This window comes from Aeromonas sp. A600620, assembly GCF_029479985.1.
GTDB classification, from domain to species: domain Bacteria; phylum Pseudomonadota; class Gammaproteobacteria; order Enterobacterales; family Aeromonadaceae; genus Aeromonas; species Aeromonas veronii_A.
Genome location: NZ_JAAKXB010000003.1, coordinates 199,513 through 219,817 on the forward strand (window position 1 = coordinate 199,513; position 20,305 = coordinate 219,817).

General features: G+C 58.9%; 18 protein-coding genes. 12 read left to right on the plus strand and 6 right to left on the minus strand.

Annotated elements, in window-relative coordinates:
• The first annotated feature begins 720 nt into the window (after positions 1-720).
• Together speA and G5533_RS05950 are read left to right on the plus strand one after the other, a co-directional pair.
• Complete coding sequence (speA, locus tag G5533_RS05945; protein WP_005344160.1) at positions 721-2,622, plus strand: biosynthetic arginine decarboxylase; 1,902 nt, start codon at positions 721-723, stop codon at positions 2,620-2,622.
• Positions 2,623-2,894: 272 nt separating this feature from the next.
• Positions 2,895-3,083 carry a hypothetical protein gene (locus G5533_RS05950; RefSeq protein WP_005334402.1) on the plus strand — a complete coding sequence of 63 codons (189 nt, stop codon included), beginning with the start codon at positions 2,895-2,897 and terminating at the stop codon, positions 3,081-3,083.
• Between the two features lie 74 nt (positions 3,084-3,157).
• On the opposite strand, the gene G5533_RS05955 is transcribed toward G5533_RS05950, so the two are convergent.
• From G5533_RS05955 to G5533_RS05965, 3 genes are all read right to left on the minus strand, one after another.
• The gene (locus tag G5533_RS05955) at positions 3,158-3,451 is read right to left on the minus strand and encodes a hypothetical protein (protein WP_421255006.1); all 294 of its coding nucleotides are present in this window, start codon (positions 3,449-3,451) and stop codon (positions 3,158-3,160) included.
• 281 nt (positions 3,452-3,732) lie between these two features.
• Positions 3,733-5,739 (minus strand): methyl-accepting chemotaxis protein, encoded by a 2,007-nt coding sequence (locus tag G5533_RS05960; protein WP_441254601.1) that lies wholly within the window; start codon positions 5,737-5,739, stop codon positions 3,733-3,735.
• 222 nt (positions 5,740-5,961) lie between these two features.
• Positions 5,962-7,257, minus strand: a complete 1,296-nt coding sequence (locus G5533_RS05965) for an amino acid permease (protein ID WP_100645496.1) — start codon at positions 7,255-7,257, stop codon at positions 5,962-5,964.
• Between the two features lie 251 nt (positions 7,258-7,508).
• Here G5533_RS05965 and G5533_RS05970 point away from each other — a divergent pair, with 251 nt between their 5' ends.
• The 6 genes from G5533_RS05970 (at position 7,509) to G5533_RS05995 (ending at position 13,647) form a co-directional block, all read left to right on the plus strand.
• Positions 7,509-7,892, plus strand: coding sequence for a Rid family detoxifying hydrolase (locus G5533_RS05970; RefSeq protein WP_040095234.1), 384 nt, complete (start codon positions 7,509-7,511; stop codon positions 7,890-7,892).
• Positions 7,893-7,914: 22 nt separating this feature from the next.
• A complete protein-coding gene (locus G5533_RS05975; protein ID WP_421205842.1) occupies positions 7,915-9,204 on the plus strand; it encodes an L-cysteine desulfidase family protein in 1,290 nt (429 codons plus the stop codon).
• A gap of 64 nt (positions 9,205-9,268) precedes the next feature.
• The gene (locus tag G5533_RS05980; RefSeq protein WP_005334376.1) at positions 9,269-9,922 is read left to right on the plus strand and encodes a helix-turn-helix transcriptional regulator; all 654 of its coding nucleotides are present in this window, start codon (positions 9,269-9,271) and stop codon (positions 9,920-9,922) included.
• A 155-nt stretch (positions 9,923-10,077) separates the two neighbouring features.
• On the plus strand, positions 10,078-10,665 hold the full coding sequence (locus tag G5533_RS05985) for a histidine phosphatase family protein (protein ID WP_421205841.1): 588 nt from the start codon (positions 10,078-10,080) through the stop codon (positions 10,663-10,665).
• A 150-nt stretch (positions 10,666-10,815) separates the two neighbouring features.
• Positions 10,816-12,009 (plus strand): enoyl-ACP reductase FabV, encoded by a 1,194-nt coding sequence (fabV, locus tag G5533_RS05990; RefSeq protein ID WP_100653359.1) that lies wholly within the window; start codon positions 10,816-10,818, stop codon positions 12,007-12,009.
• Between the two features lie 162 nt (positions 12,010-12,171).
• Positions 12,172-13,647, plus strand: a complete 1,476-nt coding sequence (locus G5533_RS05995) for a YfcC family protein (RefSeq protein WP_164537218.1) — start codon at positions 12,172-12,174, stop codon at positions 13,645-13,647.
• 63 nt (positions 13,648-13,710) lie between these two features.
• Here the strand turns inward: G5533_RS05995 and G5533_RS06000 are convergent, their stop codons facing one another.
• Positions 13,711-14,925, minus strand: a complete 1,215-nt coding sequence (locus tag G5533_RS06000; protein ID WP_005334367.1) for a pyridoxal phosphate-dependent aminotransferase — start codon at positions 14,923-14,925, stop codon at positions 13,711-13,713.
• Between the two features lie 387 nt (positions 14,926-15,312).
• On the opposite strand from G5533_RS06000, the gene G5533_RS06005 reads away from it, so the two are divergent.
• Together G5533_RS06005 and aqpZ are read left to right on the plus strand one after the other, a co-directional pair.
• A complete protein-coding gene (locus G5533_RS06005) occupies positions 15,313-15,522 on the plus strand; it encodes a DUF1653 domain-containing protein (protein WP_043851261.1) in 210 nt (69 codons plus the stop codon).
• 274 nt (positions 15,523-15,796) lie between these two features.
• Entirely contained in the window at positions 15,797-16,486 is a 690-nt protein-coding gene (aqpZ, locus tag G5533_RS06010; RefSeq protein ID WP_421205840.1) for an aquaporin Z, read from the plus strand.
• Positions 16,487-16,578: 92 nt separating this feature from the next.
• Here the strand turns inward: aqpZ and G5533_RS06015 are convergent, their stop codons facing one another.
• Positions 16,579-17,328, minus strand: a complete 750-nt coding sequence (locus tag G5533_RS06015) for a lytic transglycosylase domain-containing protein (RefSeq protein WP_421309607.1) — start codon at positions 17,326-17,328, stop codon at positions 16,579-16,581.
• Positions 17,329-17,653: 325 nt separating this feature from the next.
• Between G5533_RS06015 and G5533_RS06020 the strand changes: the two genes are divergently transcribed.
• Positions 17,654-18,094: a GNAT family N-acetyltransferase gene (locus tag G5533_RS06020; protein ID WP_266134531.1), complete on the plus strand. Its 441-nt coding sequence runs from the start codon at positions 17,654-17,656 to the stop codon at positions 18,092-18,094.
• Between the two features lie 5 nt (positions 18,095-18,099).
• Here G5533_RS06020 and G5533_RS06025 read toward each other — a convergent pair whose 3' ends face one another.
• Positions 18,100-18,642: a DUF1439 domain-containing protein gene (locus tag G5533_RS06025; protein WP_005344183.1), complete on the minus strand. Its 543-nt coding sequence runs from the start codon at positions 18,640-18,642 to the stop codon at positions 18,100-18,102.
• Between the two features lie 95 nt (positions 18,643-18,737).
• Between G5533_RS06025 and cls the strand changes: the two genes are divergently transcribed.
• Entirely contained in the window at positions 18,738-20,219 is a 1,482-nt protein-coding gene (gene cls, locus G5533_RS06030; protein ID WP_421205839.1) for a cardiolipin synthase, read from the plus strand.
• The last annotated feature ends 86 nt before the right edge of the window (positions 20,220-20,305 follow it).

The following is a 20,305-nucleotide window of genomic DNA, read 5'->3' on the forward strand; positions in this document are numbered from 1 at the left end:
CCCAGAGCCCGCCTGCCCGCCAGCAAGATTTGATCGACTTATTAAAAGGGGATTTTGAACACTATTTTTTATTGTCACTGCCCGCGGTAAGTGTGTACACTCCGCGCCGATCCAAGGGCAACCCTGAAGCAGGCAGAGCCGCCAGAAACCCGACCGATCATACGCCTATAGGGCGAGGCACGCAGAAACGACAGACACTGCTGGGGAATGGTTTCTTTAATACCGGTTAGGCTCCGGTATCAGGGAGAACAACAGACTCTCATCCTTCATTTGACCGAGTGGGCCACCGGCTCATCATCTTCCCTTGTCATGGGCGGTCACTGACGATGAGGTGGGCTGTGGTTGTTGTCGTCTATCAACACGCATGCGTGCTGGCGCCTTCGCTTCTCTTCCTTGGAACCCTCTCCTTCTGTCGGGATCGCTGCCGAATGATGAACTGACGGCGTGGCTGATGTCGTCTGTCATCAAAGTACCGCGGCGCCACGGCATAGTGGCACCGCATACCGTTGAGCTTGATGTAAAGCCACCAGCCCCACATCAAGACTCGTTACTTCCCCAAGATCCACCAGGCAGCCTCTGGCTTGCCGCGATGTGCAAAGCGCTGGTTTGGGTGGCTGCGTCTCGTGATGGCAGCGCTCGCCGTACTCTGCACTAGATGGTCTGGATGTGATTGAGGGTAACGAAGGCGACTTTGGGTCGCTCATTTGCGAGGCATAGCCCATGACTAACTGGTCCAGCAAGGACTCCTTGAAGGTCTACAACGTTCCCTACTGGGGTGCGGGTTTTTTCAATATCAATGACGCCGGTCATGTGACCGTCGCCCCCGACAAATCACGCCCTGACGCGCATATTGTGCTCTCTGACGCCATCGAACAGTTGCGTCAGTCCGGGCTGACCACCCCCGTGTTGCTGCGCTTCCCTGACATCCTCAAGAGTCGGGTCGATGCGCTGTTCAACGCCTTTGGTCAGGCCATCGAAAAGTCTGGCTATGAAGGGGACTACCTCTGCGTTTACCCGATCAAGGTAAACCAGCAGCGTCGTGTCATCGAGACCATCAGCCAGTCCTACAGCGACAAGCCCCGGCTTGGCCTGGAAGCTGGTTCCAAACCGGAACTGCTGGCCGTGCTGTCCCATCACCATGAGCAAGGCTCGGTGATCGTCTGCAACGGTTACAAAGACCGCGAATATATCCGCCACGCCCTCTTGGGCAACCTGATGGGCCACAAGGTCTACATCGTGGTGGAGAAGCCCTCCGAACTGGAGATGGTGCTGGACGAGTCAGCTCGTCTCAACATCAAGCCCAACATCGGGGTGCGTGCCAAGCTCGCTTCCACCGGCTCCGGCATGTGGGAATCGAGCGGCGGCTCCATGTCCAAATTCGGTCTCTCTGCCTCCCAGATCCTGGCGCTGATCGAACGTCTGCGCGGGCTGGGCAAGCTGGATTGCCTGCAACTGCTGCACTTCCATCTGGGCTCCCAGATCGCCAATATCCGCGACATTCAGGGCGGCATCCGCGAGTGCGGCCGTTTCTACGCTGAACTGCGTCGCCTCGGTGCCAACATCGAAGTCGTGGACGTCGGCGGCGGCCTGGGGGTGGACTACGAGGGAACCCGTTCCCAGAGCCACTGCTCCGCCAACTACAGCCTCTCCGAGTACGCCAACAACGTGGTATGGGGCATCGGCGATGTCTGCCGCGAGTTCGACCTGCCGCACCCGACCATCATCAGCGAGTCCGGCCGTGCTCTGACCGCCCACCACGCCGTGCTGGTCACCAACATCATTGGTGCCGAAGGGGTGGAGATGAACGACATCAGCGCGCCGGACGAAGATGCACCGACCATTCTGCAGAACATGTGGAAAGGCTGGCTGGATCTGCGCAGCGAAGATCCCTCCCTGCTGGAGATCTTCCATGACTCGGTAGCCGATCTGGGTGACGTGAATACCCAGTACACCATGGGCCTCTTGAACCTCGAACAGCGTGCCTGGGCCGAGATGCTGCACCAGAACACCTGTCTGGCACTCAAAGAGATGCTCAACCCGGTCAACCGCAACCACCGTGCGCTGGCTGACGAGCTGAGTGAAAAGCTGGCGGACAAGTGCTTTGCCAACTTCTCCCTGTTCCAGTCCCTGCCGGATGCCTGGGGTATCGGTCAGGTATTCCCGGTGATGCCGCTGGCCGGTCTCGATCGTCCGCTTAGCCGTCGCGGTATCCTGATGGATATCACCTGTGACTCCGACGGTCAGGTCGAGCACTATGTCGACGGTCTGGGGGTCGAGAGCACCCTGCCGATGCCGGTCTACGGCGAGAACGAAGAGTGCCACGTCGGCTTCTTCCTGGTCGGTGCCTATCAGGAGATCCTGGGCGATCTGCACAACCTGTTTGGTGACACCCACTGCGCGGAAGTGTGGCTGGACGAAGAGGGCAAGATGGACATTCGCAACGTGGTGCGCGGCGACACCGTCGACCAGCTGCTGCGTTATGTCAACATCGACCCGTCCGTGATCCGCGAAAACTACCAGCGGATCGCCGCTCACCCGGCGCTGGACGATGCCACTCGCAAAGCCCTGCTCGACGAGCTGGAGCTGGGCCTGCAAGGCTACGCCTATCTGGAAGACGAATAAGCCTTCTGTTTGCCCCTCGCTTTTGAGGGAAAATGAAAAAACGGCGCCTGCGGGCGCCGTTTTTGTTACCGGGGGCCATCCGGCGATATGACAGGGCACTCGGCCCGTCTTCATTCGGATAACCTATGGTGGCTCGGGGCATCCGCAGGCCACAGATCTGGCTGATATCTGTCCCTTTCGGCCGCTTCCCTTGATCTGCATCAAGCGTGAACCTCGGTGGTTATTTTACGGTCAGAAGTGATGCTGATGGAATGTAACAAAAGGATGTGCATATGGAACTGAAAAGGGACCCGAGATGCTATACCGACGTCTGTATCGACGGTAAGTGGTATCACTACGACCACTGCAGCACCAACGTCTATATGCTGATGGGAGGCGCCGCGCCGAGCCTTCAGCTGGCCTATGAGCCGAGCAGCGAAGAGGAGCTGATCGAGATGCTCCAGCAGCTGGGGCGCTTCTGACTTACCGAATTGATGTCTTGCCATATGGCCATCGGGTGCGTTGCCACGATGGCCACGACTCTTTACCGTTGTACCTAATCTCGACGGGTTTTATTGCCTAATAGCCCCTTGCCAATCTCCAGCATGGCGACGGCTGCGGCATAGGTGCTATCGGACTTGCCTATCTCATCGGCCACATAGAGGAAGTTGGAGCGATACTTCTCCACCGCCTCGCGCGGGTTAGCTGCGTCGATAAAATCCTCTTCCACCTCGAACCCCTGCGTCAGCAGCGCCGCTTTCTCGGGCAGGAAGGTGGGGGAGGCCATGTCGATAAAAGTGTACTGCTGCCGGTTGGAGGCCGGGATAGAGAAAAACTGGTACTTCGCCATGTGCGATACCTCGCCTGAACGGTTGTGTCGTGATGCGAGCTTCCTCTCGCCGAACTCTTGTCGAACTGCCTATCGGGCGTCGAACTGATCCCCGGGCCTGTGGCTGGCAAAAAGGTAACGTTCGAATCTTGTTGTGGCTGAAGATTACTCCGCTTTATCCTCATCGCACAATGGTTAGTCGATACTTTTTTCGCCAAGAAAAACAATGCTGCCTGATCGTCTGAATTTGCAAAAAACCAGCCCCGGTAGGGGCTGGCGATGGAGTGGGGGCGGGCGCTGGCTCAGAGCACGAAGCTCTTTACCATGGCGCGCAGCTGTTCGGTGAGCTGGTGGATCTGGCGGGCTGCATCGCGGGCAGCGTTGGCTACTTGCAGCGCCTCGTCGCTGCCATCCGAGATGCGCACCACGTTGCGTTCGATCTCGTTTACCACCGCACCCTGCTGCTCGATGGCGCTGGCGATGATGGCGTTGGTATCGACCATCCGATCCACCTTCTCGGTGATGGCACCGAAGGCCTGTTTTGCCTCCTGCGCCAGCCCGACCCCCTCCTGCGCTTCATGGCTGGCCGCCGACATGGCGGTGACCGAGGCGCGTGCGCCGGATTGCAGCTGTTCAATCATCTGCTGGATCTCGACGGTAGCCCCCTGGGTGCGGTTGGCAAGAGACCGCACCTCGTCGGCCACCACCGCAAAGCCGCGACCCTGCTCACCGGCTCGGGCCGCTTCGATGGCCGCGTTGAGGGCCAGCAGGTTGGTCTGTTCGGCGATGCCGCGGATCACGCTGATGACGCCGCCAATCTGGCTGCACTGCTGCTCCAGCTGGCCTATGGTATCGGCGGTGCGCAGCACCTCGCGGTTGATATGGTCGATGGCCTTGATGGTGCGCTCCACCACATCCTCGCCCTGACCGACCACGTTCTGCGCCTCCTGGGTCATGCGGGCGGCTTGCAGGGCGTTGCCCGCCATGTCCTGTGAGGTGGCGGCCAGCTCCTTGATGGCGGTGGCGACCTGATGGGTCTCTCCTTGCTGATCAGCAATCACCTCCTGTGAGCGGCAGGTGCGCGCTTCGATCTCGGTAGCGCTCTCCACTACTGTGACGCCATTTTCCCGCACTCGCAGCATCAGGGTGCGCAGGGTCTCCAGCGTCACGTTGTAATCGTGGCTGATGGCGGCCAGTTCGTCCTGACCGACGATCTCGATATGCTGGCTGAGATCTTGGGCGTTGACCCGGGCGGCAATATCACGCACCCGCCCTACGGTTTCGCGCAGGGAGAGATAGGCGCCGATCATCAGGTAGAGGTAGAGCAGCAAGCTGACGGTCAGCGGCGCTGTGACCCACCAGAAGTGGCGCTGGTTGGCGGCCAGCCGCTGATGCAGGTCGGCCTCCAGCCGCTGGCGTACCTGGCCTGCCAACGCGCTGATAGCCTCGTCCATCTTATCCCCCAGTGCCTGTACCTCCTTGGTGGAGAGCTGCACCAGCTGATCCTTCATCATCTTGTTTTCCATGGTCTCGACCCCCTGACGCACCAGCTGTATCAGAGCATCAGTTTGCTGACCCAGCTCGGCGCGGTATGCCGGTTCGATCTGGTAGAGCAGGGTCAGATCGGCCTCCAGCTCCTGCAGGGTGGCGCTGATAAGGTCGAGACGAAAACGCAGGCCGCTGTAGCCCTCTGCCTGAAACAGGCCGAAATCGGCGATGGTGGCAGCGCGATCCCGCACCTGGGCCAGCAAGTCGCGCAGCTGCGGCAACCGTTCGCTGGCGAGGATCACCATGTAGTAGGTACCGAGCGACGGATCCTGGATCAGGCTGCTACTGGCAGTAATGTGCTTGTAGAGATGGCGCACCTCGGTCAGCAGCTTGTCGTGGCGCAGGTTGCTCTGCTCCACTTCCAGCTTGCCCGCTTCGCCCTGCAGGGCGGCCCAGCCCTGCTGGATCACCTCAAAGGAGGGGTTGTTCTGGCGGGTGTCGGCAAAGGCTTGCAGGCTCTGATCAACTGTTTGTGCGGCCGCCTTGACCTGATCGTCACCGACCGGATCCACCTCATAGGCGTGACGGGTCACCAGATTGCGATGGGTTAGCAGGGCTTGCTCGATAGCGGGTACGGGGGCGAGATTGACCACTCCCGCCAGCTCGCGGTTGGCCTGCGCGTTGTCATCCTGCAGCCGCCCCAGCAGATTGGTCATGCTGTAGGCCAGTGGCAGCAGCATCAGGCAGGACCAGAGCAGGAATTTGTATTTGAAGGAGAGCTGATTGCCCAGCTTGATGGCCGGGTTGAAAATCCATTTCATATGAGGCCTCGATAACCGATAAGACGGGTGCATGCGGTGATGCCTGAATATTACTCCGCACCAGACCCCTTGGGGGAGGTCAGCTTGCAAGTTGTGATCCCCTTGGCTTTTTGCCCCGCGGGGTGACTTGGCAGCCGCAGCGACAGAGAGGCGGGTTGCGCCAATAAAAAACGGGCCACCCGAAGGTGGCCCGAAGTCGATAAGGAGGGCGTTTGCAATCGATCAGTTGAACGCCAGGAAGGGCGAGACACAAAGGAGCAGGCCGGTGACGATGATTATGTAGAGGGAGGTGCCCTTGTACTTGTGCAGCGCCGGTACCTGATAGACCAGATAGGCCGGGATGAGACAACCCACCATGCCGAAGATGGGGCTGCAGATAGAGGTGAAGCTCAGTACCGGGGCGTTGAGCACGATGGCACCCCAGGAGAGCATGACGGTAAACACCATGATCCCTTTGCCGACCAATCCTTTGTTGATGCGGTTTTCCGGCAGCACCCGGCGCAGCAGGTTCATCGCCAGACCCTGACAGGCTTCACGGAAACCGAGGTAAACGCCGAAGTAGGCGGTCATCACCGCGAAGATGTTGAGGGTGAGGCTCAGGAGCTTGAGAGTCTGGCCGGGCATCCCCTGGGCCACCATGGCCAGTGCGGAGATGTTCTCTTCAGAGGCTTTGACCGCCTGATCGTGTCCCATGGCAAGGGTAAAGGAGACCGCGTAGAAGAACACAACTACGAACAGGATGCCGAAGGCGATATTCATGGCGCGCATCGCCTTGAAGCGGGCCACTTCCAGCGACTTTTCCCGCGAGCGGTAGGAGATCACCATGGGGCTCAGGCTCTGGATAAAGAGGATGGAGGTGAGGGTAAAGGGCAGCATGATGATGGCATCCTTCATCCAGTCACCGGCAGCGGGCATGGCGGTGATGTTGGATGCATCCCACTTGTCCACCATCATCAGGCCGAGCACGGCCACCACGCTGATCTTGGTCAGCACCATAAAGGTGGAGATCTTGAACAGCAGGTTTTCGCCGCGCGAGGCCAGTGCCACCAGACCGCAGATCAGCACCAGACCGTAGAGCGGGTTTTCGGAGAGCAGACCGTCGGTAACGCCGAAGCTCTGCAGGAAGGAGGCGCTGTCATTGGTGATGGCGGTGGAGTAGACGAAGACCCAGATTACCAGCATCACGAAGTAGAGGGCGCCGAGCAGCACACCCCAGTTCTTGCCAAGGTAGCCGGTGATGACGCTGGGGTAATCCTTGCACTCCGGCGAAGTGGCCAGGGTGTTGATAAAGAGGCGCTGGAACATATACATGGCGGGGTAGCCGATCACCGCCGAGAGCAGAAAGACCCACAAGCCCATCAGACCCACCTGTACCGGCAGGAAGACGATCCCTGCGCCGATGGCCATGCCGATGCTCATGATGATCCAGCCCCAGTCGGTGCTGTCGAAGCGAACCGCTTCTTTCCATTCCAGCGTGCCCATCACGGGGCTGGCGAGTGTAGTGCTATGCGCGTCCATTAAAACCTTCTTTTTTGTAGGGATGTGGGAAAGCGGCGCAAATATAGTTGAATGAAACTGTCATAAACAATGCCCATAAGAGTACTTTTGTTCAAATCAGGATGGTGATCACGGTTTATATTGAGGCCGAAAGGTGCCTTTAAACGCCATTTTTGTATCTTTTTGTTGAATGGATAAAATAAAAAGCAAATAATGTTGAACGGAATGAGATTCATGATTGCAAAAAAAATTGCACAAACAGGAGTGGCTATATGAAACGCATCATCACAGCAGCAGCGGCACCTGACGCTATCGGTCCCTACAGCCACGGCACTGCCTATGGCGACCTCATCTTTACCTCCGGTCAGTTGCCGGTCTGCAAGCTGCAGGGTGGTGTGGTGGAAGGGGGCATTGCCGCCCAGACCCGCCAGTCACTGGAAAACCTGAAATCCGTGCTGGAAGCCGCTGGCGGCTCGCTGGATACCGTGCTCAAAACCACCTGCTACCTCGCCGAGATCAGCGATTTTGCCGCGTTCAACGAGGTCTATAAAGCCTATTTCCAGAAAGATTGTCCGGCGCGCAGCTGCTTCGCAGTGAAGGATCTGCCGATGGGCGTCAAGGTTGAAGTGGAAGCGATCGCCCATATCGCTCGTTAATGCTGATAAAAAGGTTCAAGTGATGAAACAAGCGTGGCAGCAGTATCTGCAGATTATTCAACAGGTTGTCAAACCAGCGCTGGGTTGTACCGAGCCAATCGCCGCCGCCTATGCCGCAGCGGTCGCCACCCGGCAACTGGGCTGTGAGCCCGGTCGCCTCGAGGTCGCGGTGTCGGACAATCTCTATAAAAACTCGATGGGTGTTTATGTGCCGGGGACCGGCAAGATCGGTCTGGCCATTGCGGCCGCGGCCGGTGCCATCGGCGGCAACGCCGATGCCGGGCTGGAGGTGCTGGCCGCGATCCAGCCAGCACAGGTGGATCGTGCCCAGCAGCTGATCGATGCCGGCAAGGTGCAGGTGAGCCGCACCGCCGCCCCCGAGTTTATCTTCTGCCGCGTGACAGTTTATGGCTCTGATGACAAGGGTGAAGAGCACAGCGCCGAAGTGACCCTCTGCGGCGGCCATACCCGCATCGTCGAGCAGCGCCGCGATGGCGAGGTAACCTTCACCGCCGATCAGAGCCAGGGCGTCGCCACCGGTTCCATCTGCGATGGCGTCGATATCAGCATCGCCGCCATCTACGAGTTCGCCATCCAGGTGGAGTTCGAGCAGATCAGGTTCATCCTCAAAGCCTCCGAGCTTAACGGCAAGCTCTCTGCCGAGGGGATGAACAACCCCTATGGCCTGGAGATTGGCCGCACCATGCAGCAGAACATCAATGCCGGTCTTATCGGCGAGGATGTGATGAACCGCATCGTGATGATGACGGCGGCCGCCTCCGATGCCCGCATGGGGGGCGCGACCCTGCCAGCCATGAGCAACTTTGGCAGCGGCAACCAGGGTATTGCCGCCACCATTCCGGTGATGGTGATTGCCGAGCGCTTTGCGGCCAGCGAAGAGCAGCTGGCTCGCGCCCTCATCATGAGCCATCTGGGCGCCATCTATATCAAGTCCCACTATCCGCCGCTGTCGGCCTTCTGTGGCAATACCGTGACCAGCGCGGCCGCCTCCATGGCCATGGTTTATTTGGCGGGCGGCAGCTTTGAGCAATCCTGCTTCGCCATCCAGAACGTGCTGAGCGACAGTGCCGGTATGGTGTGCGACGGGGCGAAAGCCTCCTGCGCCATGAAGGTGAGTACCTCCTCCGGTGCGGCGGTGCGCGGCTTCCTGATGGCCCTCAACAGCCACTCGGTGTCGGGGCAGGGGATCGTCGCCGGCGACGTGGATCAGACCATCCGCAACGTCGGCCAGATGGTGAAGGAGGGCATGTCTGCCACAGACAGCACCATTATTGATATCATGTCCGCCTGATGTCACTGTTGGTTGCTGCCCGGCGTCCATTGTCCGGCAGCAACCCTTGCAAGAAGGTCCCATTGTGAAGCTGCAAGAGTTGAGTCCGAGCGATTTTGAGATCCTCAAGTCGATGGAGAACATTGTGGACGGCATCGCCGCCATGTATGGTCAGCACACCGAGGTGCTGCTCCACAGTCTGGATGCGCGCAATCCCTCGATCGTCAAGATTGCCAACGGCCATATCACCGGCCGCAGTGTCGGCGCCCCCATCACCAACCTGGCGATGATGAAGCTCAAGAGCGGGCAGGATATCTCCAGCCCCTACATGACCAAGTGTGCCACCGGCAAGACCCTGCGCTCCATTACTACCGTGATCCGCAACGGGGAGCACAGGGCCATCGGGTTGCTCTGCATCAACAGCGACATGGATGCCCCGCTGCAATCTGTGCTGCGCACCATGATGCCGGAGTGCATGCATCCCCACGAGAGCCATGCCACCCCGGAGGTGTTCGCCCGCAACATCGACGAGGCGCTCAACAGCACCATAGACACCGTCAGTGCCGAGGTGCGCGGCAACGAGGCGGTGCCTCCGTCCCAGAAGACCCGGGTTATCGTCAACCAGCTGCACGACATGGGGATCTTCGAGTTAAAAGACAGTGCCCAGATTGCGGCGCGCCAGCTCGGGATCTCGGTCCACTCCATCTACCGCTATCTGCGGGAGATCAAGAAGGGCTGAGCCGATACACTCTGGTCAAATTGGTAGCAAACGGGTCAGCCTTGACCCGTTTTTTTACGCCCGCTTTAGCCTCTCTGTTTGGGCCATCCTTCGGGCTCATCTGTTATCATCTTCCCCCTTTATTTTTCTATCTCTCTGAACGTGCTGGAGAAATCATGTCTCGACTCATCTATCTGCTGCGCCATGGCCAGACCCGCTTCAATGCCGAGCAGCGTCTGCAGGGGCGTTGCAACTCCGATCTGACCGACAAGGGTGAGGCGCAAGCCATCGCCATGGGGCGGCGCCTTGCCGCCGAACTGGCGGATCCTGCCCGCTGGACCGTCTATGCTAGCCCGCTCGGTCGCGCCCGTCAGACTGCGCTGCTGGTGTGCGAGCAGTTGGGACTGTCAGTTGATCGCATCATCTGGGACGATCGGTTGATGGAGCTGGGGATGGGGGAGTGGGAGAGCTGCCAGATCCCGGTGCTGCGGCTCGCTCATCCCGAGCTCGATACCGGCAAAGGGGACTGGTATCTGCAGGCACCGGGGGCCGAGAGCTTCGAGAGCATTCAGCGCCGGGCACACCAATGGTTGCAGGATCCCGCGCTCGTCGAGCGGGCCATCGTCATCACCCACGGTCTGCTCGGTGCCATGCTGCGTGGCGTCTATGCCGATCTCGACTATGAGGCGACCTGGTCACAGGAGTTGCCGCAAGATGCCTTCTATAAGCTGCAGGATGGCCACATCACCCGCATTGCCTGCTAATTGCCGTGAGGTGGCACCATGGCATGGACCATGATTGCCACCTTCGGATGCCCATTTTTGCCGCAGTTCAACACATCAGAGCACCTTATCGCGGCAAGATGAGGTATCTTATGCCCCGATTTCATCCATTAAACGGATCCGAGACCCCATATGATCATCAAACCCAAGGTTCGCGGCTTTATCTGCACCACCACTCATCCGGTCGGTTGTGAAGCCAATGTTCGTCGCCAGATCGCTTATACCAAAGCCAAGGGCATCATCGAGAATGGTCCCAAGAAGGTGCTGGTGATCGGCGCTTCCACCGGTTATGGCCTGGCCTCCCGGATTGCGGCTGCCTTCGGTAGCGGCGCCGCCACCCTCGGCGTCTTCTTTGAAAAAGCGGGCACCGAGTCCAAGACCGGTACCGCTGGCTGGTACAACTCTGCCGCCTTCGACAAGGCAGCCAAAGAGGCGGGCCTCTACGCCAAGAGCGTCAACGGCGATGCCTTCTCCAACGAGTGCCGCGCCAAGGTGATCGAGCTTATCAAGCAGGATCTGGGTCAGATTGATCTGGTGGTCTACTCCCTGGCCTCTCCGGTGCGCAAGATGCCGGAAACCGGCGAAGTGGTGCGCTCTGCCCTGAAACCGATCGGTGAGGTCTACACCACCACCGCCATCGATACCAACAAGGATCAGATCATCACCGCCACCGTCGAGCCGGCGAACGAGGAAGAGATCCAGAACACCATCACCGTCATGGGCGGTCAGGATTGGGAGCTGTGGATGGCTGCCCTGCGTGATGCCGGCGTGCTGGCTGACGGCGCCAAGTCCGTGGCCTACTCCTACATTGGTACCGATCTGACCTGGCCAATCTACTGGCACGGTACTCTGGGCCGCGCCAAGGAAGATCTGGACCGCGCCGCTGCCGCCATCCGTGGCGATCTGGCTGCCAAGGGCGGCACCGCTCACGTGGCCGTGCTCAAATCCGTGGTGACTCAGGCCTCTTCCGCCATTCCGGTGATGCCGCTCTATATCTCAATGGCCTTCAAGATCATGAAGGAGAAGGGCATTCACGAGGGGTGCATGGAGCAGGTGGATCGCATGATGCGCACCCGTCTCTACGCCTCCGACATGGCGCTGGACGATCAGGCTCGCATCCGTATGGATGACTGGGAACTGCGCGAAGATGTGCAGCAGACCTGCCGCGACCTGTGGCCATCCATCACCAGCGAGAATCTTTCCGAGCTGACTGATTACACCGGCTACAAGCAGGAGTTCCTGCGCCTGTTCGGTTTCGGTCTGGACGAGGTCGATTACGATGCGGATGTAAATCCGGATGTGAAATTCGACGTGGTCGAGCTCTGAGTCTGACTCAAGTGAAAACAGGGCCCCGCGGGGCCCTGTTTTTTTGGCAAACATTCCGCTAATTTGCGGAATTTTATTATCAGCGATCACCTTTTTCCCATATCAAACCCGCTAGTCTTGCGCTGATCGGATCACAGACGGCATTGCCGAGGAACGGAAGCTATGACCACTCCAAACGAGGCGCCCAAGAAGCGCCAACTCCCCACTGTCTATACCCTGCTTTTTATCATCATCGCGCTGATGGCCGCCCTGACCTGGGTGCTGCCAGCGGGCAAATATGACTATGTCACCGCCAAGACCCAGCAGCCGGTTGCGGCAGCGGCCGTGGCCGATTACAGCGGCGACGAGCGGCTGTTGCCTGTACCCGGCAGCTACACCGAGTTACCCGCCCACCCGCAAGGGGTATTCGAGGTGCTCAAGGCGCCCATCCAGGGTTTTCACAAGGCGGCCGATGTGGCGCTGTTCGTGCTCATCATCGGCGGTTTTCTCGCGGTGACCATGCAGAGCGGTGCGCTGGATGCCGGGGTTGGGGCCATTGTGCGTGGCTTTGCCGGGCGTGAGCGGTTGCTAATTCCTGTGTTGATCGCCCTGTTTGCCCTCGGCGGCTCCACCTTCGGCATGGCAGAGGAGACGGTAGCCTTCTGGGCGCTGATCGTGCCGGTGATGATGGCGGCGGGCTTTGATCGCATGGTGGCGGCGGGGATTATCCTGCTCGGCTCCGGGGTCGGGGTGCTCGCCTCCACCGTCAACCCGTTTGCCACCGGTATCGCCTCGGGCTTTGCCGGTATCCCCATCGGTGAGGGGATTGGCCTTAGGGTTGTGCAGTGGCTGCTGCTGGTGATCTTCGCCTCCTGGTTCGTGATGCGCTACGCCAAGCAGGTGCAGCAGGACAAGTCCCGCTCCGTGCTGGCCGACATCGCCTATGACGACGAGTTTTCCCAGATGAAGAGCGGCAACCTCGCCTTCACCGGCAAGCAGAAACTCACCATGCTGGTCTTCTTCGGCACCTTCCTGCTGATGATTTACGCGGTGGTGCCCTGGTCGGATTTGGGGATCGACGTGCTGCCCACCTTTGGCTGGTGGTTTGACGAGCTCTCGACCCTGTTCTTCAGTGCCTCCATCCTGATTGCGCTGATCAACCGGATGCCGGAGTCCAACTATGTGGCGACTTTCCTGAGCGGCGCTCGGGATCTCATCGGGGTAGCGCTGGTGGTGGCGGTGGCGCGCGGCATCTATGTGGTGATGGAGCAGGGCGTCATCATCGACACCATTTTGCACTGGGCCGAGGGGCTGGTGACCGGACTCTCCTCATCGGTCTTCATCCTGATGGCCTATCTGGTGCACATCATCCTGAGTTTTTTCATCCCCTCCACCTCGGGGCTGGCGACCGTCTCCATGCCGCTGATGGGGCCGCTGGCTGACTTCTCCGGTATCTCCCGGGATCTGGTGATCACGGCCTATCAGTCCGCCTCCGGCTGGATCAACCTGTTTGCCCCCACTGCCGCCCATCTGGTGGCGGGTCTGGCGCTCGCCAAGATCCCCTACGATCGCTTCGTGCGCTGGGTGCTGCCCTTTATCATCGGCGTAGCCCTCATCACCATGGCGGTGCTGGTGGCCGGCGCCCTGCTGCACGGCTGATGGCACGGATAAAGCCACAGATAACAAAAAGGCTCCCGCGGGAGCCTTTTTCATGAGCTTTGCTTACTGCTTGTAGCCCTTGAGGAAGCGGGCGAGGCGGCCGATGGCATCCTCCAGCTCCTCTTCGCGGGGCAGAAACACCAGCCGGAAGTGATCCGGCGCCGGCCAGTTGAAGCCGGTGCCCTGTACCAGCAGCAGCTTCTCCTGTTGCAGCAGGTCGAACACCATCTTCTGATCGTCGCGGATGTCATACACCTTGGGATCGAGGCGCGGGAACATGTAGAGCGCCCCCTTGGGTTTGACGCAGGAGACCCCGGGGATCTCGTTCAAGAGCTCCCACGCCTTGTCCCGCTGCTTGCGCAGGCGGCCGCCCGGCAGGATCAGCTCGTTGATGCTCTGATAGCCGCCGAGTGCAGTCTGGATGGCGTGCTGCATCGGCACGTTGGCACACAGCCGCATGGAGGCCAGCATCTCCAGCCCTTCGATATAACCGCGGGCACGGCCCTTGGGACCGGTGATGACCATCCAGCCCTGACGGAAGCCGCAGGCACGGTAGGCCTTGGAGAGGCCGTTGAAGGTCACCACCATCACATCGTCGCACAGGGTGCAGACGCTGGTGTGGGAGATATCGTCGTAGAGGATCTTGTCGTAGATCTCGTCGGCGAAGATGATGAGGTTGTGCTGGCGGGCGATCTCGATCACCTCCAGCAGGAACTCGCTGCCGTAGACAGCACCGGTCGGGTTGTTGGGGTTGATCAGCACTAGGCCGCGGGTGCGCGGGGTGATGCGGGCGCGGATGTCGTCGAGGTCCGGATACCAGTCAGCCCCTTCGTCGCAGCGATAGTGCACCGCATGGCCACCGGAGAGAGTGACGGCAGCAGTCCAGAGCGGGTAGTCGGGGGAGGGTACCAGCATCTCGTCGCCATTGTTGAGCAGCGCCTGCATCGCCATCACGATCAGCTCGCTGGCGCCGTTGCCGATATAGATGTCATCGATATCGACCTTGCGCATCCCTTTTTGCTGGTAGTACTGCATCACCGCCTTGCGGGCAGAGAAGAGCCCCTTGGAGTCGCAGTAGCCCTGGCTCAGCGGCATGTTGAGGATCACATCCTTGATGATCTCTTCCGGCGCATCAAAGCCGAACGGGGCCGGGTTGCCGATGTTGAGCTTGAGAATGCGGTGGCCTTCGTCTTCGAGACGGCGAGCCTCTTTATGCACCGGGCCGCGGATGTCATAGCAGACATCATCGAGCTTGTGCGACTTGTCGATTGTGAACATGGTGACAGTGATTCCTTCCCCACAGGGACGCGTTGGCGAAAAAGGCGGTTTTTAGTATCAAATATCTTTTCCCCTATTCTTCACAGAATTGAATGCTAGAACAATCTTCTTTTTAGTAGATATTCCTGATTTTTAGCCCCAAAACAGAGTTATTAAAAGGTTAAATTCAGCACGATCGTTTGTGCTTGGCAAGGTTCACCAGTGAAAGATGGGGGAGTGATTAACAAAGCTACTCTACTGTGTTGAAATCTTCACGCTCTCTGGCACGATTGGCTTGTGTAAAAAAGCCTCTTCATCGTCATTTCCGACGAGAAAAAGCTGATACAACTGGCACTGGCCAGCGCATATTTCCCCTTTCCCGTCCTGTTCTATCTGCAGAGGTATCCCATGCATGCACCCACACCCGGTCGCTATCGTCACTTCAAGGGGGGCTACTATCAGGTGCTGACCCTGGCCAGCCATACCGAGACAGGCGAGCAGCTGGTGATCTATCAGTCGGAACAGGATGGCGCCGTCTATGCCCGTCCAGTCGCCATGTTCATGGAGTGGATTGAGCATCAGGGTCAGGTGGTCAGCCGTTTTTCGCCGATCAAGTGATCCGCTGGTGTGGCCCTGAATTGTTGATCAACAAATAGACAGAACAGGCCTTTGGAGTCATAAGTTGTCGCATGAGGCTCCTTGTTGGCAACAGCCTCTGTGTGGCTTGCTACTGATAAATATCTCTATTAATCAACCAATTGTGACTTGAGTCACGTTTTCTGGCGACTGGTAACCGGGTTCGCATCGGCTATTGCTGCTCCCATAATGCTGCGCGTGTTAACGCATGGCCCCTTTGCGGGCCTTTTTATCTCATCTTATCGGGAGACATACAGTGAAACCTGTTGCAGCAGAGTTTTTGGGAACCTTCTGGCTGGTATTGGGAGGTTGTGGCAGTGCCGTGCTGGCTGCAGCCTTCCCCCATGTGGGGATCGGCCTCTTGGGCGTATCGCTGGCATTCGGCCTGACCGTGCTGACCATGGCCTATGCCATCGGCCATATCTCCGGTTGCCATCTCAACCCGGCCGTCACCATCGGTCTGTGGGCGGGTGGTCGTTTTCCGGCATCCGGTGTACTGCCTTATATCGTGGCGCAAGTGCTGGGTGGCATTGCCGCCGCTGCCGTGCTTTACGTGATTGCCAGCGGTCAGGCCGGTTTTGATCTCTCCGCCGGCTTTGCCTCCAACGGCTACGGTGAGCACTCTCCGGGCGGCTACAGCATGATGGCGGCACTGGTGTGCGAAGCTGTGATGACCGGCTTCTTCCTGTTCGTCATCATGGGCGCTACCGACAGCCGTGCGCCAGCTGTGCTTGCTCCGGTTGCCATCGGCCTGTGCCTGACCCTGATCCATCTGGTGAGCATTCCGGTGACCAATACCTCGGTCAACCCGGCCCGCAGTACCGGCGTTGCGCTGTTTGTCGGTGACTGGGCGGTCAGCCAGCTGTGGTTGTTCTGGGTTGCCCCGATTGTCGGTGCCATTCTGGGTGCGCTGGCTTATCGCCTGGTGGCGACGGAGCAGAAGTAATCATTTGCGAAACAAAGTGTGGTATCGACACGCCTGAGGGCGTGTTTTTTGTTTCTGGAGGAGTGAGATAAGAGAACTCACCAAGCCAAACGTCAGAGTCCCTTGGCCTGCAGCATCTCTTTGTAGCGCTGATGGAGCAACTGGACGCGCTCCACATAAGCGCGCGTTTCCGCATAGGGTGGGATGCCGCCATGTTTTTGTACGGCGCCCGCCCCGGCGTTGTAGGCCGCGGTCGCCAGCGCAATGTTGCCGTCATACTGCTTGAGCAGTCCCGCTAGGTATTTCACCCCGCCGAAGATATTCTGCTCCGCCAGCAGGGCATTGCCGACCCCCAGCTCCCGCGCCGTGGCAGGCATTAGCTGGGTCAGCCCCATCGCCCCCTTGCGGGAGACCGCCAGTGGATTGAAAGCCGATTCGGCGTGAATGAGCGCTCGGATCAGCGCAGGCTCAACCTGATAGGTCTTTGCTGCTGCCTTGATGGTGCTGGCATAGTCATAGAGAAACAGTCCTGTGGTCTGCCAGTTGACGCTGGATTTGGGGTCGCAGGCGAAGCAGTCGTTGAACAGCAGCAGTTCGTAATGGCCCTGTTCGGGCGCCATATCGGAGTAACGTACTACCCCGTTTTGCTGCACCGATTTATAGACCTGGATCTGCTTCTTGCCGCCAGCGGCGGTTGCCGCTGTTTGAGTGGTTTCGGGTTGTGGGGCGGGCGCAGCATGATTGACCGGGCGCAAGGGAGAGGGGGCTGCGGTCAGGAAGACCACCTCCGCGGGAGGGGGCGTCTGGCTCCATCCACTCAAGGGGATCAACACCATCTGGCCTGCCAGCATCCATGCTTTCAACCGTCACACTCCTTCCCTGGATCATCATGTTGAGTAAAGCACCATGGCGAGTGCAGAACAAGCGTACAAACAGGGAGTTGTGAAGTGGAGGGGGGATTTGACCGAGGGACGGGGGGATGCCGGAGTATGGCCAGGAGAGGCGCCAAAAGGTGGAATTTTCCGGTAGCTAATGGTCATAAGCGTCTTAGGGAAGTGCTCCAGCATGCTCGCTTTTTTGTTAATAAAAGGCATGCTATCTTGCTGGTGTAAGCTGGTCTGGCTAGTTAGTTTCAATCTATCTTATCTACTGATTATAAAGGAATTTTTTGTGTCAGGAATGCTGGCGATGGAACTCATCTTCGAGGAGTACTGTGACGCCGATCTCTCTCTCATCAAGGATTATTACGAGACGACTTTTTCCCACTATGTGCCGGATCTGGCAGAGCGGGTCTTTGTCGTACGTGATGCTCACTGGCTGGTGGGGGCGGTTCGGTTGCGGGACGAGGAGGAGTTTTATCATCTGTGCGGCTTTCGTCTGTTGCCTCACTACCAGTCGCTGGGATTGGGTTCACGGCTGTTGCAGCACGCCTGTCACGGTCTGGAGGACAAACCGGTAGTCTGTCAGGTACTGCCTTTCGAGAAACCCTTCTATCTCAAGGCCGGTTTTGCCGATATCTCCCTCAACCAATTGAGCGGGTCACTCTTCTCCCTTTATGAGCAACAGCAGCAGCAGGGTTATCAGGTGGAGCTGCTGGTACGGGATACCAGCCAGCCCCTCCTGAATTGAGCGGGCTAGCGGGGTCTGGTCAGCAGGTGGATTTTGCCCGGTGACAGCTCCAGCCCCAGCAGGTTTTCTTTCAGCCAGGCTTGTTGCGGATCCTTGTCATCCAGTCGGTAAACCGGTTTGCTCTCAAGACGCTTCTCCATGCTCTGCAGCAGCATACCGAGCATCATGCCGAACTTTCTCTCTGCCGCCTCCGGTTCCAGCTTGTACTCCACCAGTTTCATGTTGTCGAGAAACAGCGCGCTCTGGCTCTTGTCATAGCGGGGTCTTGCCTCATAGGTCATCTGCAGGCGGGCGTCATATTCGGTATTGTCGGGCAGGGCGATCTTGAGCTTGCCCTTGCCATAGACTCGGGCGGTGTCTGGCTGTTGACGGCCAATCTGGACATCGCTCTGCTCCAGCTTCACATGGGCCTTTATGATGCCGGGCAGCTCCAGCTGTTTGTCGACTTGCACCTGGGATTGCAGGTACTGATTGATCTGCTGCTCATTGATGTCATATGAGCCTTGACCTAGCATGGCCAGGCTGAGCAGCATGGATTGCAGAATCATGGGGGCAACCTGATAGAATGGATTTGCCTTACAGCATACCATTCCTGACTGGCAGGATCTGCCGACCACTGTTTGTTGATGAAAAGGAGTTACCGTTGCTAAACGGTCTGGAACATGATCTCCACCTGCTGTTCTCCCGCTTTCTGGGCTGGCTGCTACTGCTTTTTCATACCGTTATCGTCGCGGGTGTGTCGTTTCGGGTAGTGATGAAACGCCGCCCCATCGGGGTGTCGCTGGCCTGGCTGGCGCTGATCTACGCCATTCCGTTTGCCGGCGTCGGCTTTTACTTGCTGTTTGGTGAAATCAAGTTGGGGCGCCGCCGCGCCGAGCGGGCACAGGCCATGTATCGCCCTTACGCTATCTGGATTCGTCAGTTGGCCCGCCTTTTCCCCCAGCATTGCTGCGAGGTGGGGGAAAAGGCCCAACCATTGCACGATCTGATCCAGGGGCGGTTGGCCATGCCCATGCTCTCCGGTAACCGGATGACTCTGCTCAGCCAACCCGACCAGATCCTGCATGAGATTGCTCAGGATATTCGCCGCTCGACGCTCTCATGCTATCTGGAGTTCTATATCTGGCACCCCGGCGGTGATGCCGACGAGGTGTGTGAAGCACTGATGGAAGTCGCGCTGTGCGGCGTGGATTGTCGTTTGTTGCTCGATTCGGTGGGCAGCAAGCACTTCTTCCGCTCCGGGTGGCCGAAAAAGCTGCGCAAGGCGGGGGTCAAGCTGGTGGAGGTGCTGCCGGTCGGCGCCTGGCGCATTCCGTTCCAGCGGCAGGATTTGCGAATGCACCGCAAGTTGGTGGTGATCGATGACAAGGTCGGCTATACCGGCTCCATGAACATGGTGGATCCCCGTTTTTTCAAGCAGGATGCCGGGGTCGGCCAGTGGGTCGACATCATGATCCGGGTGCAGGGGCCCATGGTGCCGCTGATGTGGTCGATCTTTGTCTGGGACTGGGAGATGGAGACCGGCGAGCGGCTGCTCGACAGTCTGCAGCATGAGCCGGAAGCCTGGCCCCAGACCAACTACCGCGCCCAGCTGATCCCGTCCGGCCCCTTCGTCGGCGGCGACTGCATCCAGCAGAGCCTGCTGCTGGCCATCTATCAGGCGCGCAGCCATCTGGTGCTGACGACCCCTTACTTTGTGCCCGACGATCCGCTGGCGGCCGCACTCAGTTCGGCGGCGGCGCGCGGGGTGCAGGTGCAGCTGGTGTTGCCGGCACGCAACGACTCCATCATGGCCAATTACGCCTGCAACGCCTTTATGGAGGAGCTGCTGGCGGCCGGGGTGGAGATCTACCGCTACGATGCCGGTCTGCTCCATACTAAGAGCGTGCTGGTGGATGATGACTTCGCGCTGGTGGGGACGGTCAATCTGGATCGGCGCAGCCTCTGGCTCAACTTCGAGGTGACCCTGCTGGTGGATAACCCCTCGTTCGTGGCCCAGATGACCCGGCTGGTACAGGGCTATATGGCGGAAGCCACCCCGATGACCCTGGCCCAATGGCAGGCCCGCCCCTGGTACAAGAAGGCGATGGAGAACATCTTCTATCTCTTCAGCCCCTTGCTGTGATGTTGTGGCGAGCCGCAAGAAAGTGGACTCGCCATCTGATTGGACTTGCCTAGCCCCGAGTCCGCCCCGTAGAGTGCAGTGACAAC

Excerpts from the sequence above, each read along its gene's own strand:
- G5533_RS06000 (WP_005334367.1), bottom strand. The coding sequence starts at position 14,925 with ATGTTCACAATCGACAAGTCGCACAAGCTCGATGATGTCTGCTATGAC.
- G5533_RS05985 (WP_421205841.1), top strand. The coding sequence starts at position 10,078 with ATGTCTCGACTCATCTATCTGCTGCGCCATGGCCAGACCCGCTTCAAT.
- G5533_RS05970 (WP_040095234.1), top strand. The coding sequence starts at position 7,509 with ATGAAACGCATCATCACAGCAGCAGCGGCACCTGACGCTATCGGTCCC.
- G5533_RS05960 (WP_441254601.1), bottom strand. The coding sequence starts at position 5,739 with ATGAAATGGATTTTCAACCCGGCCATCAAGCTGGGCAATCAGCTCTCC.
- G5533_RS05950 (WP_005334402.1), top strand. The coding sequence starts at position 2,895 with ATGGAACTGAAAAGGGACCCGAGATGCTATACCGACGTCTGTATCGAC.
- speA (WP_005344160.1), top strand. The coding sequence starts at position 721 with ATGACTAACTGGTCCAGCAAGGACTCCTTGAAGGTCTACAACGTTCCC.
- G5533_RS05965 (WP_100645496.1), bottom strand. The coding sequence starts at position 7,257 with ATGGACGCGCATAGCACTACACTCGCCAGCCCCGTGATGGGCACGCTG.
- G5533_RS05955 (WP_421255006.1), bottom strand. The coding sequence starts at position 3,451 with ATGGCGAAGTACCAGTTTTTCTCTATCCCGGCCTCCAACCGGCAGCAG.
- G5533_RS06020 (WP_266134531.1), top strand. The coding sequence starts at position 17,654 with ATGGAACTCATCTTCGAGGAGTACTGTGACGCCGATCTCTCTCTCATC.
- G5533_RS05995 (WP_164537218.1), top strand. The coding sequence starts at position 12,172 with ATGACCACTCCAAACGAGGCGCCCAAGAAGCGCCAACTCCCCACTGTC.
- fabV (WP_100653359.1), top strand. The coding sequence starts at position 10,816 with ATGATCATCAAACCCAAGGTTCGCGGCTTTATCTGCACCACCACTCAT.
- G5533_RS06025 (WP_005344183.1), bottom strand. The coding sequence starts at position 18,642 with ATGATTCTGCAATCCATGCTGCTCAGCCTGGCCATGCTAGGTCAAGGC.
- G5533_RS05975 (WP_421205842.1), top strand. The coding sequence starts at position 7,915 with ATGAAACAAGCGTGGCAGCAGTATCTGCAGATTATTCAACAGGTTGTC.
- G5533_RS06005 (WP_043851261.1), top strand. The coding sequence starts at position 15,313 with ATGCATGCACCCACACCCGGTCGCTATCGTCACTTCAAGGGGGGCTAC.